The organism is Chryseobacterium indologenes (assembly GCF_018362995.1).
GTDB classification, from domain to species: domain Bacteria; phylum Bacteroidota; class Bacteroidia; order Flavobacteriales; family Weeksellaceae; genus Chryseobacterium; species Chryseobacterium indologenes_G.
Window position 1 is genome coordinate 3,310,232 of record NZ_CP074372.1, and the last position, 17,171, is coordinate 3,327,402.

General features: G+C 36.3%; 13 protein-coding genes. 6 read left to right on the plus strand and 7 right to left on the minus strand.

Features of this window, described 5'->3' with window-relative positions; translation table 11 throughout:
• Positions 1-14: 14 nt before the first annotated feature.
• The 7 genes from DYR29_RS14920 to DYR29_RS14950 all read right to left on the minus strand — a co-directional run bounded on the left by DYR29_RS14920 (position 15) and on the right by DYR29_RS14950 (position 7,561).
• Entirely contained in the window at positions 15-1,004 is a 990-nt protein-coding gene (locus DYR29_RS14920; RefSeq protein WP_249413509.1) for an endonuclease/exonuclease/phosphatase family protein, read from the minus strand.
• 9 nt (positions 1,005-1,013) lie between these two features.
• Positions 1,014-1,742 (minus strand): rhomboid family intramembrane serine protease, encoded by a 729-nt coding sequence (locus DYR29_RS14925; protein ID WP_213277491.1) that lies wholly within the window; start codon positions 1,740-1,742, stop codon positions 1,014-1,016.
• 6 nt (positions 1,743-1,748) lie between these two features.
• Positions 1,749-3,539, minus strand: coding sequence for a DNA mismatch repair endonuclease MutL (gene mutL / locus DYR29_RS14930; RefSeq protein WP_213277492.1), 1,791 nt, complete (start codon positions 3,537-3,539; stop codon positions 1,749-1,751).
• Between the two features lie 316 nt (positions 3,540-3,855).
• Positions 3,856-4,683, minus strand: coding sequence for a YoaK family protein (locus DYR29_RS14935; RefSeq protein WP_142717528.1), 828 nt, complete (start codon positions 4,681-4,683; stop codon positions 3,856-3,858).
• A 27-nt stretch (positions 4,684-4,710) separates the two neighbouring features.
• A complete protein-coding gene (locus DYR29_RS14940) occupies positions 4,711-5,205 on the minus strand; it encodes a hypothetical protein (RefSeq protein WP_213277493.1) in 495 nt (164 codons plus the stop codon).
• A 232-nt stretch (positions 5,206-5,437) separates the two neighbouring features.
• The gene (locus tag DYR29_RS14945; RefSeq protein WP_213277494.1) at positions 5,438-6,850 is read right to left on the minus strand and encodes a sensor histidine kinase; all 1,413 of its coding nucleotides are present in this window, start codon (positions 6,848-6,850) and stop codon (positions 5,438-5,440) included.
• A 3-nt stretch (positions 6,851-6,853) separates the two neighbouring features.
• Positions 6,854-7,561, minus strand: coding sequence for a response regulator transcription factor (locus tag DYR29_RS14950; protein ID WP_047377977.1), 708 nt, complete (start codon positions 7,559-7,561; stop codon positions 6,854-6,856).
• A gap of 194 nt (positions 7,562-7,755) precedes the next feature.
• Here DYR29_RS14950 and DYR29_RS14955 point away from each other — a divergent pair, with 194 nt between their 5' ends.
• The 6 genes from DYR29_RS14955 (at position 7,756) to DYR29_RS14980 (ending at position 17,169) form a co-directional block, all read left to right on the plus strand.
• Entirely contained in the window at positions 7,756-8,325 is a 570-nt protein-coding gene (locus DYR29_RS14955) for a helix-turn-helix domain-containing protein (RefSeq protein WP_047426317.1), read from the plus strand.
• 583 nt (positions 8,326-8,908) lie between these two features.
• Positions 8,909-11,734 (plus strand): TonB-dependent receptor, encoded by a 2,826-nt coding sequence (locus DYR29_RS14960; protein WP_213277495.1) that lies wholly within the window; start codon positions 8,909-8,911, stop codon positions 11,732-11,734.
• 9 nt (positions 11,735-11,743) lie between these two features.
• Positions 11,744-13,054 (plus strand): DUF5690 family protein, encoded by a 1,311-nt coding sequence (locus DYR29_RS14965; RefSeq protein ID WP_213277496.1) that lies wholly within the window; start codon positions 11,744-11,746, stop codon positions 13,052-13,054.
• Positions 13,055-13,065: 11 nt separating this feature from the next.
• Positions 13,066-14,220: a TIGR03364 family FAD-dependent oxidoreductase gene (locus tag DYR29_RS14970; protein WP_213277497.1), complete on the plus strand. Its 1,155-nt coding sequence runs from the start codon at positions 13,066-13,068 to the stop codon at positions 14,218-14,220.
• 7 nt (positions 14,221-14,227) lie between these two features.
• Positions 14,228-14,896: an HAD-IA family hydrolase gene (locus DYR29_RS14975; protein ID WP_213277498.1), complete on the plus strand. Its 669-nt coding sequence runs from the start codon at positions 14,228-14,230 to the stop codon at positions 14,894-14,896.
• 419 nt (positions 14,897-15,315) lie between these two features.
• On the plus strand, positions 15,316-17,169 hold the full coding sequence (locus DYR29_RS14980; protein WP_213277499.1) for a LamG-like jellyroll fold domain-containing protein: 1,854 nt from the start codon (positions 15,316-15,318) through the stop codon (positions 17,167-17,169).
• Positions 17,170-17,171 lie beyond the last annotated feature (2 nt).

A 17,171-nucleotide genomic window follows, 5' to 3' on the forward strand; every position in this document is an offset into this window, starting at 1 on the left:
AACTCTTTTTATGATTATTTGCTCTCCGCGGAAAATTTCACGATGACAGGATAATGATCTGAAATACTTACAGAACGGTCAACTTCGTAAGATATTGCCTTTACTGATTTTGAAGAAAAGACATAGTCGATTCTGATTGGAAATTTATAGTCGTGAAAACTGGTTGCACTGCCTTTCCCAGCCGTTAAAAACGCATCTTCAAGCCCATCTGATAAATGATAATATTCGTAAGAATTGGGTACAGAATTAAAGTCTCCGGCAAGGATGACCGGATAAGGTGAATTTTCAATTACTTTATGAATCAAGCTAACCTGTTCCTGATGTTTTTTAAAGGTAGGAATGAGCCTTTTAACGACATCTTTTATTTTTTGTTCGTTGGTGTCGGTATTTCCGTTAAGTTTCACCATATCTTTTTCGAACCGGAAAGGATTAAGATAAACATCAATGAATCTATATATCCTACCATTAATTTCTATATCAACCTGCAGTCCGGGAATTCTTACATTTTCATCTTGTGGATCTATGATCTGCTGCTTAATGATCTTATGCTTTGTTAAAATCGTTAACCCTCCGCCAGGATTTGCTTTCTGATACCCTTCAAATTGATAATCTTTACCGGCATCTTCCTGTAAAAAAAGAACATCTGCATTCTGAGATTTCAGATAAGGGGCAATCTCTTTGTTTCCTCTGCCACCAGCTCTGGTATTGAAAGAAACTACTTTTATCCCGGAATTTTCTTTTTTATCGGAATAGTTAACCCATCGTTTTACAGGATTAATAAAAGCAAGACCCGCAAACATAAATACAAACGCTCTTTTTTTCCAGCTGAAAACCCAGAATATCGTCAGAATGACATAAAGGATCATAAGCACCGGAAAACCTAAGGAAAGCAGATTCAACCACGGAAAAATCTTCGGTGGAACATATGCATTCAATAATGTGCCCAGCAGCAAAAATAGAATTCCCAGATGCAGAACGAATAGTATGAGTCGGAAAACCTTCACAATGTTATTTTAATTGAAGCGGTACAAATGTTTTTTCCAGTTGAGTGCCAACAGCCAACCTACTAAAGCTCCACCTACGTGGGCAAGGTGAGCAATACCGCCTCCATTCCCTGAAAGCCCAAGATATACTGAAACAACAACAATAATAGGCAAAAGGTATTTTACTTTTATAGGTACCGGAATAAACATGATTCCAATTTTAGAATCAGGATATAATGTTGCAAATGCAGCTACGACGCCGAAAATAGCACCGGAAGCACCTACCATAGGCGTGGCTACAATACCTTTGAAACTTTCCAGTAATTCTTTTTGTTTAAGAATAGAATCTGTATTCCCAGTAAACTCAACACTGGCACCAGACAAATATGCATTTACATTAAACCCAAGCTGCTCTAACTCGCGGGAAAGCTGCTGAACTTCAACAAAATTCCACAAATTAAAAAGGAAAAAGGCTCCTAAACCGCTTGCAAAATATAAAATCAGATACTTTTTGTCTCCTAATGTCTGCTCCAGAATGGGCCCAAAACTAAAAAGAGTCATCATATTAAATAAAATATGCATGATACTTCCGTGCATGAACATATGGGTAATAACCTGCCATGAATGGAAAAAAGGTGAGAACGGATAAAATCCCGCGAGATAACCAATCATCTGATTACCCATGAAATAAGTAACAATAAATACTATAACATTGATGATAATAATATTTCTTGTAATCGGCGGTATATTGTTAAACATAATTTTTTAAAATTTATTTTTGAAGTCATTAAACGGAACTTCGTAATAGCATCTTTTGCCATCCGGTAAAAATTCCGGGAAGCCTAATGCCGTAAAGTCTTTGATCAGCTGTTCCGCATCTTTTTTATAAATAAAGTCAAATCTTGACTTCGACTGCATTTTGTTCCATTGATTATGGTAATACTGCAAAAATTCTTCTTCTGTCTTGTATTCCAGGATTTCAAAAAGGTTTTCCAGGAATTGCATTGCCTGGGTTTCTTTCAAGCCTTCAGGAAGTGAATCTATTCGAAGTACACTTTCATGAGCAATTTTCATGTCAAACCCTAATTCCGGAAGATATTTTTTGATCGAGTTGTATTTTGCCTTCTCAATTTCATTCATATGATATTCCAGAGAGAAAAGAAGGGCGTGGCTGTTTGTGTTTGATTTTCTGGTAGATTTATTTCCTTCAGAAACCAATAGCCTGTGCATTCTTCCAAGATCCAGCATCAATGTCACATCTCCTTTATTGAAAAGCCAGTAACCGTTCGGAAGTCTCATCAGATCTTCATCAAAATCTTCGTCTTCAAATAAATTGATCTTTGAAGGCTCAGCAGTAATATTCTGATGATACATTTCCGTAAGATTCTGAATTTCTTCCGGATGCACTACATTTCTTTCTTCAAGGAACGGGTTATAATCTTTATCTACGATGATTTCCGGCATTTTCACAAAACCACTTCCACCGCTATTTCCTTTGCTTGGAATAGGTTTATTCATCATTTCATCCAATTCAGGGTCTCTGTCGAAATCAAGGCTTGGAGAAACATTATAAATTCCTAAAGATCTTTTAATGGTTGAGCGGAGCAAAGCAAAAATAAGATGTTCATCTTCAAATTTCACCTCGGTTTTCTGTGGATGAATATTGACATCTATTTTCTCCGGATCAAGCTCCAGAAAAAGAAAAAACGAAGGCACATATCCCGGCTGAAGCAATCCTTCAAAAGCTTCCTGTACTGCTTTATTGAAGTATGGGCTTCTGAAATACCTCCCGTTCACAAAAAGAAACTGCTCTCCTCTTGCTTTCTTGGCTCCTTCAGGTTTAGCAACAAACCCATGAAGCTTACACCAGATAATATCTTCTTTGATAGGAATTAAAAGCGGCTGAAGCTTTCTTCCGAAAACATCTACAATACGCTGCATCTGACTTCCTTTTCTCAATCTGAAAACAGCTTCATCATCATGGAAAAGGGAAAACTCCAGATTCTCATGAGCCAATGCAACACGCTGAAATTCATCAATTACGTGTCTGAATTCAATATTATTATTTTTTAAAAACTTCCTTCTTGCAGGAACGTTATAAAAAAGATTTTTTACTAAAAAATTTGATCCGTCTGCGGTCTGAACCGGGTCCTGAAACTGGAAAACTCCACCTTCAATATAAATGTTGGTACCGATAGATGTGTCTTTCTGCTTCGTTCTGAGCTCCACCTGAGAAACCGCTGCAATAGAGGCCAGTGCTTCACCACGGAAACCTTTTGTAGCAATTTTAAAGATATCTTCTGTTCCTTTGATTTTGGAGGTAGCATGTCTTTCAAATGCCATACGGGCATCTGTTTCGGACATTCCTTTTCCGTCGTCTACCACCTGAATAAGGTTTTTACCGGCATCTCTGATGATCAGTTCAATTTTCGTTGCATCTGCATCAATAGCATTTTCCAAAAGTTCTTTCACGATGGATGCAGGCCGCTGCACCACCTCTCCCGCTGCAATTTGGTTGGCTACATGATCCGGTAAAAGCTGAATAATATCTGACATAAAAACGTAAATCAACTTACAAAAATAGTCAATGGAAACGGGAATTAAAATACCAAAACCGTGATTTAATATTTAATTATCAACATTTTTGCCTGTTTATCCCCAATCAATTTTTTTAATGTTTGTAATGAAGGGCGTTAGCAAGTTAATTGCTTGAATCCGGAAATTTTCATTTCAGCAGCCATGAAAAACAGGACAAAAACAAGACATTCAGAGAGATTTAAGTTAATTTTTAAGAAAAATGCCCCTATTCTATAATAAAATAAGGGCACTTACAGCTAGTTTATACAAAAAAATTAATAGTGTGTTTTATATTTTAATCCTCAAAGACAAGCTTTCTTTTCTTCTCTCTTTTAGGAATTCCATGGATTTTATCGTACAGGTAAGCAAAGAGATTCGGTTTTTTATAAATCCTGCTGTATCTGTACTTCGTGTTGAAATGACGGATATGGATTTTATAGGCATCATACCCGATTACAATCAACAAACATATACTGATCACATAGAATACCCTGAACTCAAGGTAGTAATAGGTCAATCCTGAGAATACCGCTCCCATTACGTAAGCAAGCATAATACTCATCAGAAGTTTTGCTCTGCCAATAAGCTCTCCATTTTTTCTGTATTTTTTCTGCGTAAACATAGATACCAGAATTCCTAAATCGGTGGTTGTTCCGGTAAGGTGGGTCGTTTTCACAGAGAAGTTGGAGATACTTGCGGTAAGACCGTTTTGCAGTCCGGTGGCAAAAAGCATCAATGCTACTAAATATTCTGTTTCTTCTAATGTTTTCTGGTAATAAAACTGTCCGTACACTCCTACAAACAAAAGACATATGATTTCCAGCACAATGGGCATAGAATGGGCAAAATATTTACTTTTCTTGTTAAAGTTGATCACAATAAAGTTAGACAGGAAGCTTCCGAAGAAGAATAAAAAGATCCATCCGCCTACCACAGCTACCTGTGTCCAGTTTCCTTTACTTATTTCTGCCGCTAAAATAGCGTAGTGTCCCGTTACGTTCGATGTAAAAGAGAGAAATATCAATAGGGAAGCAATGTTTATAGTACCCGCCGTAAAGGCAGTCAGCGTCCCCAACCTGATATTGTCTCCCAGTGTCCTGCTGTTACTATAATTTCTTAACATTTTTTATTTTTTTAAATTGTGTTTTATTTAGACCTCTACAAAGATCTCTGCCAGCCTTCCTCTTTCCGGAAGTCTTTCTCTTACTTCAACGGTAATTTCATGGGATTGCAGCTCTTTGCATTTTTTGATGTAAGGAATCAGATCAAACTTCCCTTTTCCTTTACTCTTAATAGACGGAGAATAATAAGCCTCTTCAATATTTTCTGCCTTTACATATTGGTTGAATGTTCTTTGGAAACTTCCCGTAAAGACATCACAGGTGATTTTGTTAACCAGATGAGGATATTTATTACTGATAATTCCAAAAGCATCACAGAATTCTGCAGGCCTGATTTTATTAAAAACTGATGTTTTGGTACTAAACAAAAGGTCTCTGATAGAATCTCCGGCATCATATCCGGAAGTCAGAAGAATATTATATTGGTTCTGGTCTTCTGATGCATCTTTCTCTTTAAGTACTTTTTTCAATATATTCAATGACTCAAGAGAGTAATCTGTTGCAATTAAAATTGTTTTAGTCATGTTCTTATTATTTTGTATTGTGTTTATCTTTTTTGATGATACAAAACTAGAACGACCAAATTAGAAGATCTTTGGAATGGAATTAAAATGTGATTAAAGAGATTAAAATGAGATTAGAAAATTGTTAAGAGGGCTTAATATAGGATAGATTAAAATCAAAAAAAAGGAGACAAGCATCTGTTTTTCAGAATAAAACAAATTAAAAATGAGTAAAAAACCAGAATAGAGATTCTTATTTGTTTATTTCTTCTCCTTTCTGCATACTATAGAAATTCGGGAACTTCATCTGTACGGTTGTTCCCTGATTCTCATGCGAACTTACAATTAGTTCACCATGGTGCATTCTTACGATATTTCTCGCAAGCGGAAGCCCAATTCCGTAGCCTTCATAGTTGTTCGTATTAGAAGCTCTGAAGAACGGGTCGTAGATTTTATTCATTTCTACTTCCGGAATTCCGATCCCATTGTCTTTTACAATAATGTAGACATCTGTATTGGTGGCTCCCAAAGAAACTTTTACCTGCTGGAAATTAGAATATTTGCACCCATTACTGATGATATTCGCTACTGCAAGATGTAATAACTGTTCGTTCCCCTGAACTTTCAGTTTTTTAGGATTATCAGGAAGCATACTGATATCCAGATAGATATTGTTTCGGGAATCAATTCTCCTAAGAGTTTCAATAACATCCCAAAGAAGCTGATCAATTCTCACCTTATCCATTTTCTGGATCTTTCCGTCGAATCCGGTTTGGGCAATCATTAATAATGCTTTGATCTTTTTATCCAGTTTTTCGGCTTCATCCAGAATAATTCCAAGAGTTTCTTTGTACTCGTCGGCAGTTCGGCTGATGGAAAGGGCAACATCGGCTTCTCCCATGATGGATGTAAGAGGCGTTCTCAATTCGTGGGAAACATTTCCAATCAGGTGATTCTGGGTCTCGAAAGAAGTTTCAATACGGTTGAGCATATCATTGAAGGTATCTACCAATTCATTGAGTTCCTTATTATCAGGCTGTGATTCCAGTCTTAAATGAAGATTTTCAGAACTGATTTCCTTTACTTTTCCTGTAATTTTTAAAATGGGTCTGAATAACGTTTTGGACAGATAAAAAGAGAAGATCATACTAAAGAATAATGAAAGTACGATACACGTAATCAGTGTTCTTTTTAAAAATCCGAGATAATAAACCACATAATGGTTTTTGGCAGAAGCGATTGCGATATAATCTTTATCATCATATCTGAAGCTCTGTCCTATATAATAAAATTCTTCATCATTATAATTGGATTCTCCTTCTCTGATAATATTTTTAAAGAAATAATCCGGAATATGAACTTCCTGGGATATTTTTTTGAAATTGGAATCGGTAGGAACGGCAAAGACATAGTCTTTTTCCATTGGAAGTTCCTCTTCATTCAAGCTGTTAAGCACATAGTTTTCCGGAAGGTCGAGATGGTCTTTGCTTTTCTCAATCTGAACAATGGTAGCTGTTCTGATCTTCAGCAGCTCATAAAACCTCTGATGCGAAAAATTAACGATAGAAAAGTACACCAAACCACTGAACAACAATATGATGGCTGTAAAAACCAACATCAAAAGCACCATCGTTTTAGTCTGATTTGTAATGACTTTATTAAACATCTATCACGTTTTTTTCAACACATACCCCATTCCTATCACGGTATGAATCAACTTATTATCATCCTGGCTATCCAGTTTTTTCCTTAAATAATTGACATATACATCTACCACATTAGTTCCCAGCTCATAGTTTACTCCCCAGACCGCATCCAGGATTTCTGCTCTTGAAATTACTTTTTCAGGATTATTCAGAAAATACAACAGGAGTTTATATTCTGTAGAAGTAAGAGAAATATCTTCTCCCGCGCGGGTTACTTTCTTTGTATAATCATTCACCATCAGATCCGAAAACTGAAAAACATGTTCATTATCCGGCTCCGGTTCAGCGATTTCCTGCGGGCCATTGTTGTTACTTCTTCTTAGCAAAGACTTCACACGCGCCACCAGTTCAATAAATTTGAAAGGTTTCACCAGATAGTCATCTCCACCGCTTTCCAGTCCGAGAACGATATTTTCTGAAGTTCCCAATGCCGTTAAAAACAAAATCGGAACGCTCTGATTGGTTTTTCTTATTTCTTTACATACATCCAGACCATTCATTTCCGGAAGCATAATGTCTAAAATTACCAGATCAAAATCGTTAGCCTGCACCAGCTGTACTCCTGTACGCCCGTCAAAAGCTACAGAAATCTCATATCCATTTTCCTGAAGTCCCTTTTTAATGAAAGATACTACACTGGTTTCGTCTTCGATAAGAATAATTTTTTTCATAGATGAAATAAGGAGTTTTACAAAAATAGGGAAATTTTCTTGGGGGAGAAAAAGTGAAGAATCTCAGAGAGTCAAGTAACAAATAATAATTTTCAATGAATTGATTCTCTCCTGTACCTAAACTCTATAGAATAATATTACCTTTGTTTTTAATAGAATGATGAAAAAATAATTCAGGTTAAATTGTACAGCGTATGAACGATTTTTTAATAGGTATCGGCAAGAGATTAAAGGATATTAGAAAAAAGAATAATTTAACCATTAATGATCTTGCTTTCAAAGCAAATGTAAGCAACGGGCTTGTTTCCAGGATTGAAAATGGCAGAACGATTCCATCGCTTCCTGTTTTATTAGATCTGATTCAGTCTCTTGAAATAGATGCCAGCTATTTTTTCGAAGGAGTTGAGAAAAAATCCAACGCCAAATTCATTTATGTTCCGAAAGAAAGCCAGCAAGTCATTGAAAAAGAAGTAGAAGCTGAAGGATTCAAGTATATGCACATCTTCAGCAAGAGTCTTCATTCTTTAGGGTTTGAAGCCGTTCTACTAACTCTTGAGCCCAATTCTAAAAGGGAAAAGGTCATTACGGATGCCTGGGAATTCAAATATATTCTGAAAGGAGAAGTGAAATATGTGATTGATAATGAAGAAGTCATCTTAAAAGAGGGTGATTCTTTGTATTTCAACGGAAAATTTCCTCACGTTCCTGTAAGCATCAGTGATGAAAGCTGTGTGATGCTTGTTCTTTATTTTTATACTGCTTAATAGTAAATTTAATGGAAAGTTTTTACTCGACTTTTGTCATTCTGACGAAGGAAGAATTTTATTTTCATTCAATAACATGAGATTCTTCATTACATTTCATTTCATTCAGAACGACACGTCGAGAATAGATTCATTCCAAGTGTATGCAACGCTTCATCAGCGATAAAGTCGCAGCCTTCGCTTCCTTAAAAATATACTGTTCCAATCATAAAACTTTGCGTCTAAAATAATAATCATTTTACTCACTATCCCTCAATTTCTAATTTTTCAGACAATACAAAAGTTTACAAATATGCAATTTTTGATTTTCTAGATTCTTCCTAAATGAACGAAATATTAACTAAAACATCATTGTTTTGGTTCAATTTCCATTGCATAATTATAAAGCAATATTTACTAAAAACATGATGTGAACAGCGTCAATCTCTGTTTCGACCTGTTTTCAAAGATCAGATTCAACACTTTTCAAAGTAAAACAGCTGTAACAAACAGTGTCTATTTGTTAAATAATACTTAATACAAAATATTTATATATATTAAAATTATTGGCTTGATTTGCATAAAAAATTTAATATATGTAAAAATGAAAACAAATTTAGAGAAATTACTTACCCTTGTTTTTGTCTGTCTCATCGTTTTTGTTTCAGCGCAGAAACAGTTAATTATAGGAACTGTTCTTGACGACAGTCAGCCTCTCCCCGGGGCCACAGTCAAAATAAAAGGCTTATCCAGAAATATAACAACTGATATTGAGGGAAAATTTGCCATCAATGATATCAAAGAAGGACAATATACTTTACAAATAAGCTATATAGGTTATGAATCTACAGACATCAATGTGGATCTGAAACCGGAACAAACCGTTGATTTAGGAATCATAAAACTTTCCCAGCCCCGAAAAAATATTGATGAAGTGGTGGTTACAGGAACACTTAAAAATACAGAAGCAAGAGCATTAAATCTTCAGAAAAATGCAATCAACATTACCAATGTTATTGCTTCAGACGGAATCGGAAAGCTTCCGGACAGAAATGCAGCAGAGACGGTACAGCGTGTACAGGGAGTTTCTATTGAAAGAGATCAGGGCGAAGGAAGATTTGTTTCCCTGAGAGGACTTCCGCCATTCTGGGCCTCTACAACCATCAATGGAAACAGACTTCCAACGGCTGAGGAAGAAACAACTTCAAGAGCTACAGCTTTCGACTTCTTTCCTACGGAACTGATCTCGTATGTACATGTAAACAAATCTTTTACCCCTGATATGGAAGCAGACGGAATTGGTGGCGGCGTAAACTTTATCACCAAGACTCCGCCAATGAAGACAGAATTCAAAGCAACAATTGGAAGCGGATATAATGCAAAAGCAGATAAAGGTGTTTACAATCTTGGATTTTTGTATGGAGGAAGAACAAAAGATAAGAAATTCGGGTATTTGTTCAATTTCGCTCATTTCATAAGAAACTGGTCTACAGATAATTTCGAGGCCAGAAGAAGTGGAGACGAAGGTGTTTTCAGACTGGAACTCCGTGATTATAACGGGGTAAGAAAGACAACCGGTATCAATACGGCTTTTGAATATGTTTTATCTCCGAAAACCACTTTCTATTTAAAAGGAATGTATGGTACTTTATCAGATGATGAAACCCATTATAAACACAGAATCCGATTTGATAAGTTCAGCAGTGCCAATAATACAGCAAGGGTTGAACTTCAGAACATTCACAATTTACTGATCACAGAGCTTACTTCAGTTTCTTTGGGAGCGGTTCATCAATTAAATAAAGGAAAAATTGATTGGGATTTATCTTATTATGATAACAAATTCAAGTATGGAAATATCCCTGACAAGCAGAACAATTCTTACTATGTTATCAAGTATACCCAATCTGGTGTAGGCATCAATCCTGATTATATTTCCAATCATGGAAATGGCCCAAGAGCTTACTGGAAAGCAGATGGAGGAAAATTAGATTATAAAAATCCGGATGCTTTATTTGGTTTTTACAGTGATCCGAACTTTAAGATGGATGCTTCCCAAATGAGATTTACAGATCTTGAATTCTATAAAGTTTTTGTAGAAGAAAAGGATAAAATCGTTGCGGCATTCAACCATGAGATCAATGCTTCTAATAAACTGACTTTAAAGTATGGTTTTAAATACAGAGATAAAGAGCGTAATGCAAAGTTTTCTGATATTTTCTACAACTGGAGCAACGGAACAGCCCCGCTACTGTCAGATTTTTCACCATATATCACGACACAGCCCAACGGACCGAAATATTTAAGTGAAATGAATGCCCACATCGGGAATACTTTCGGGCCGGTACTTTCCACCAATGGAATGAATCAGTTCTGGTATGATCATCAGGGAAATCTGAAAATTAATACTGCTGATTCCGAAGCGTTGGAATACAATAAAGCATTAGGTAGGAACTTTGATGTGTTTGAAAAACATGCAGATGCTTATGGGATGGCAACCTATAAACTGAATGATAAGATTACGATTTTAGGCGGAATCAGATTATCCAATACCAATACCAAAGTAAGAGGATACAGCGTGAATGATAATGTACTGACTCCTGTAGAAAATACCAAAAACTACCTGGCCGTTCTTCCGATGATTCATTTGAAATATACTTTAAACGATAAAGCCAACCTTCGTTTTGCAGCGACAAGAACTTTCTCAAGACCGAATTTCGGAGATCTTACGCCGGGAGGAACTTATATTGAAGCAGATAACGAGTTTAAAGGTGGAAATCCCAACCTTAATCCTACCTATTCTTTGAATTTTGACCTGATGGGAGAATATTATTTCTCCAACGTAGGGATTTTAAGCGGAGGAGTTTTCTATAAATCCATTACAGATCCTATTTTCCAGGATTCTTTTATCGGAAATTATAATGGAAACAACGGAGTACAGTTTACAGCTCCAAATAACGGAAAAGCAGCATGGTTGGGAGGTATTGAACTGGGAATCAACAAGAGATTCGATTTTCTTCCTGGGTTTCTACAGTACTTCGGAGTGCAGCTGAATGCTACATTCATGACTTCTGAAATGGAAAAGCCAAGCGGAAGAACGGTAGCCCTTCCTTATCAGGCAAAGGAATTGTATAACGCACAGCTTTTCTTTGAGAAAAAAGGATTTAATGCCAGACTGGCTTACAACTATAAAGGGAAATATGCTGTAGAGTATGCCGAGGAAGACATCAATGATTCTTATTATGGTAAATACAGCAATCTTGACTTCGGAGGCTCTTATCAGTTTACCAAATACCTGACTTTATACGCTGATGTAAACAATATTCTGAACAAACCTCTGATCTATCATTTTGGTAAAAATGAAGACCGCCCTGAACAGGTAGAATATTACGGAGTACGATTCAATCTTGGAGTAAAACTGAACTTCTAAACCATTATCATGGCCAGAACAATCAATAAAAAAACATTAGTAACACTAAAGGCCGCTTTTGCTGCTTTTGGTGTTTACTTCTGCATGTACGGCTTCAGAAAGCCTTTCACCGTAGCTTCTTTCGAAGGCCTTTCCTATTTCGGAGTTGATTATAAGATTTTGATTATCATTGCACAGGCAGTAGGTTATTTTATATCAAAATTCATCGGAATCAAATTTATTTCCGAACTGAAACCTCAGAAAAGACTTACTTATCTGTTTGTTTTCATTGCCATTGCAGAACTTGCGTTGTTAGGATTTGCAGCTGTTCCCGCTCCTTACAGTATTATATTTATGTTCATCAACGGAATTCCGCTGGGAATGATCTGGGGAATTGTTTTTTCCTATATTGAAGGACGCAAAACGACAGAAATCATTGGCTTATTTTTATGCTCAAGCTTTGTCGTTTCTTCAGGATTTACAAAGTCGGCAGGGAAATTTTTAATGGATACATTCTCAATTTCTGAATTCTGGATGCCGTTTTCAGCAGGACTTATCTTTATTATTCCATTGATTCTTTTCGGACTGCTCCTTGAAAGAATTCCCCAACCTTCGGACGAAGATATTTTGCTTAAAAACAAAAGACAGCCATTGAATGGTGCAGAAAGAAAAGCACTGATCCAGCAGTTTTTTGTTCCGATCGTGTGTATCATATTTCTGTATATCAGCTTAACGGTTTTAAGGGATTTCAGGGATAATTTCAACCGGGAAATCTGGGACGGACTGCATTTCAGTTTCGACAGCGCTATTTTTACCTTAACGGAGATTCCTATTGCAGTGATGGTCCTTTTGATCTTAAGTTTTATGGTGAAAGTGAAAAACAATAAAAAAGCATTTGCTTACTATCATTATATTCTTTTCGCAGGAATTCTCACTGTAGGACTTTCTACTTATCTTTTTCAGCAGGGTTCATTATCTCCCTTTTTATGGATGACGGTTTCCGGCTTTGGAATGTACATCTGCTATATTCCTTTTAACGGAATTTATTTTGACCGGATGATTGCCGCTTTTGAGATCAAAGGAAATGTAGGTTTTCTGATCTATATTGTAGATTCATTCGGGTATCTGGGAAGTGTTTTGATTCTTCTGTATAAAAACTTTGGCTCAGCCCAGACTTCATGGTTACATTTTTATATCAACTTAAATTATATCATCACCGTTACGGTTTTCATTCTTTCGGTGATTGCTTTTCTGGCTTTCAGGAACAAATCAAAGCCGAAATCAAACTTAAACTCAAACTCTAATCAATTCATCAATTTCGATACGTCGAAAATTTTATAAATAACAATACAATGACAATAAAATTTGATTTACTCGTTGTAGGAGGTGGAATTTTAGGAACATTCCATGCTTATCATGCGCTGAAGAAAAATCTTAAGGTAGCTATACTGGAAAGAAATTCTGTTCCTCAGGGCGCTACTGTGAGGAATTTCGGACAGGTAGTACCTTCCGGAATGGATCTGAAATGGCAGAATTTCGGAAGAGAAAGCCTTGCCATCTATCATGAACTTCACACGCACGCAGATCTTACCATCAGACAAAACGGATCTGTATATATCGCTTCCAATGACGAAGAACTTCAGCTGATTGAAGAACTTTATGAAATCAACAGAAACAATGATTATGAATCTGTTTTATTATCAAAAAGCGACTGTATCAAGAAATATGATGGTCTCCGTTCAGATTATTGCAAAGGAGGACTGTTTTTTCCGCAGGAACTTTCTGTAGATTCTGCAGATATGATAGTAAAACTTCATAAACTACTTCAGGAAAAGATGGGATTGCAGATTTTCTATAACACCACAGTTCTTAAAACCCATGAAGATGATCAGAAATGTACTGCTGTAGCAGCAGACGGAACAGCATTCAATGCTTCTAAAATCATTATCTGCGGTGGACACGAGTTCAAAACTTTATATCCTAAAGTATTCAATGACAGTGATCTGGAAGTGAGTAAGCTTCAGATGCTTCAGACTAAACCACAAGGAATTTATTCGCTTCAGGGAAATATCCTTACCGGGCTTTCTGTGAGAAGATATGAATCATTCAGCGAGTGCCCTTCTTTCCAGAAAATCAAGGCTTTAGAAGACCAAAATTCTTTTGAAAAGAAATACGGAGTTCATATTTTATTCAAACAAGCACTTGACGGTTCTGTGATCATAGGAGATTCTCATGAATATGCAGACGCTAAAAATTCAGATGATCTTGGATATGATCTTAATATGGAGATTGACGAATTTATGATTCTTGAAGCTAAGAAAATCATTGATCTTCCAACATATGAAATCCAGAGAAGGTGGTTTGGAATTTATTCCCAATGCAAAACCAAAGATATTTTCGAGCACAGCCCATCTGCGAATATTCATATAGTAACAGGTATCGGAGGAAAAGGAATGACGGGAAGCGGTGGCTTCTCAAAGTTTAATATTGAAAAAATTTACGCCTAAAATTTAAATGAAAAATATAGAATTATTAGTTCTGGATATGGCCGGAACAACGGTTGATGAGGACAATGTAGTATACAAAACACTTACCAGCGCTGTGAATGATTACGGCTATGTTGTAAGCCTTGAAAAAGTATTATCCAGCTGTGCCGGAATGGAAAAACTGGAAGCTATTACAAGTCTTTTAAAAGAAATGAACGGAAATGAAGATGATGCTGCCGCTATTTTTGAAAATTTCTCAGATCAGCTTAAAGAATCTTATAAAAATCTTGAAGTAAAACCCATCAATGGAACGGAAGATTTCCTGCTCAGCATGAAGTCCCAAAACAAAAAAATTGTTTTAAATACCGGATATACTTCTGAAATCGCTCATCAGCTTTTGAATAAACTCAACTGGAAAGAAAGTATTCATTTTGATGCCTTGATTACTGCTGATGATGTTTCGGAAAGCCGTCCAAGCCCTGAAATGATCATGCTTGCGATGAAGAAATTCAATATCACTGAAGCTCATAAGGTTTTAAAGGCAGGAGATTCTGTCATTGATGTTGAAGAGGGTAAAAATGCAGGCTGCGGACTGACGATTGCTGTCCTGTCAGGAGCTCAAAGCAAGGCTGAACTTGAAAAGGCTTCCCCGGATTATATTCTTAATACCATTTCTGAGGCTGAAGATCTTCTTTAAATACCTCTTTTCAAAATACTTTTAGTACTTCTTGGCACAAACGTTTTCATGGTAGTTCATTGGAAATGTTTGTGTTTTTTATCACCCCGTCAAATTATTTGACAGAAGATTCACAAAAGCTAAATAATTCGGCTTTTGTCATTCTGACGAAGGAAGAATCTTACTAATCTTCAAAATATTAGATTCTTCACTATATTTCATTTCGTTCAGAATGACACTTTTTGAAACAGTCTCGATTTAGTACAATCACTTGAACAGTTGTCAAATCCGAAGATTTTAGAATTTTTTTTTAGAACTTTTTAATTATCAATTAATTAACTTTCAGTTTATAAATATTTACAAATAGTAAACTAATTTTACAATAATTAAAAATAAATTACTATTTGTAAACTTTTATACTTTCAAAAACTCTTTTCCCTATGAAAACAAAACTATTCTCAATGGCTGTTGTAATAAGCTGCTTTCTTGGAGCTCAGACAAAAAAAGTCCTTTTTATCGGAATTGACGGATGTCGTGCAGACGTAATGATGTCTACACCTACTCCAAACATCCAAAACCTTATCAGTCAGTCAATCTATTCTGTTGACGGACTTTGCGCTGCCACTACCTGGAGCGGAAACGGATGGAGTACTATGCTTACCGGAGTATGGCACACCAAACACAATGTTCAGGACAATAATTTTACAAGCCCGAACTTCGTTAATTACCCTGACTTTCTTACCAGAGCAGAAACTTACAATCCGAATTTGAGAACTATTTCTCTAGCTCACTGGGCACCAATCAATGATAAAATCGTACAGAATGCGGATGTAAAGACTAATCTGGCAACAGATCTTGCAGTAAAGAATGCTGCTGTAACGGCTTTGCAGAATGATAATCCGGATATTCTCTTTGTAGATTTTGACGATGTAGACCACGCAGGACATTCTTACGGATTCTCATCAGGTGTTCCTCAATATGTTTCTTCAATTAAAACTACCGACACTTATATCGGAGAAATTGTTACCGCTATGAAAAACAGGCCTTCTTATAACAACGAAGATTGGTTGGTCGTTTTGACTACAGATCATGGAGCGGTAGACAGTTCTCATGGTGGCGGAAATCTTTCTGAAAGAAATATTTTTACGGTGTATTCCAATCCGGGGTTTACTCCACAGCAGATCAGTAAAATGGTACTTGAATCAAATAAAACATTTAATCAACTGAATTTTCCGGCAGGAACGTATGCAAAACCGGCAAACCAGACTCCTTTTAATTTTGGAGCGAATCAGGATTTTACGGTTGAATTTTGGGTAAAGCCCAATGCATCTTATTCCAGTGATCCGGTGATGATCAGTAATAAAAACTGGGCTAACGGAAAAAATAAAGGATTCGTTTTCTCAGGATATTCCGGGCAGACTTTCAAGATGAATATTGGGGACGGAACGAATAGAATTGATCTTGTAGGCGGAAAAGTAGAAACCAATAAATGGAAACATATTGCTGCAAGCTTTGACAGAGATGGCCTTGTAACACTCTACGAAGACGGTGTTCCGGTAACTTTTGCTAAAATGAATACTATCGGAAATATTGATTCCGGGCTTCCTTTAACTTTAAATCAGGATGGTACTAATACTTATGGAATTAATCTCGCGGCTTCTTATAAAGATGTAAGAATATGGAAATCTGCACTTCCAAATGATGTGATTGTGAATTGGGCTAATCAGGATATTACATCTTCGCATCCTTATTATTCTCAACTATTAGCCAATTGGAAATGTAACGGGACTTCAGGAAATACATTGGCAGATGCAAGCCAAAATGCAAATAATATGACTGCAACTGGTTCGCCAACGTATAATGCCAATACCGTGAACAATTTTAAGGTGTATGATTATACGTCAACAACAAGAGAAACAGATCATTTCCCAACGGTATTGAACTGGCTTTGTATTCCGGTACAGTCTTCATGGGGAATTGACGGAGTGAACAGAATTCCGGCATGTTCCAAAGAAATATTATCAGCAAAAGAGACGAAAGTAACCGTTGAGGATTTTAAAATCTATCCGAATCCTGTTTCAGCCTTCATTGGAATCCATTATAAAACTGAAGATAAGGAAATTAAAGCAGAAATCATTGATAATAAGGGATCAATTGTTTCCACTACAACTCTAGAGGCTTCAAGAGGATATTACGATGAAAAAATCAATATCGGAAATCTTCCGGCAGGAGTATATTTTATTAAAATCAACGGAAGCAAAAGGTCATTAACCAAGACTTTCATCAAGAAATAAAA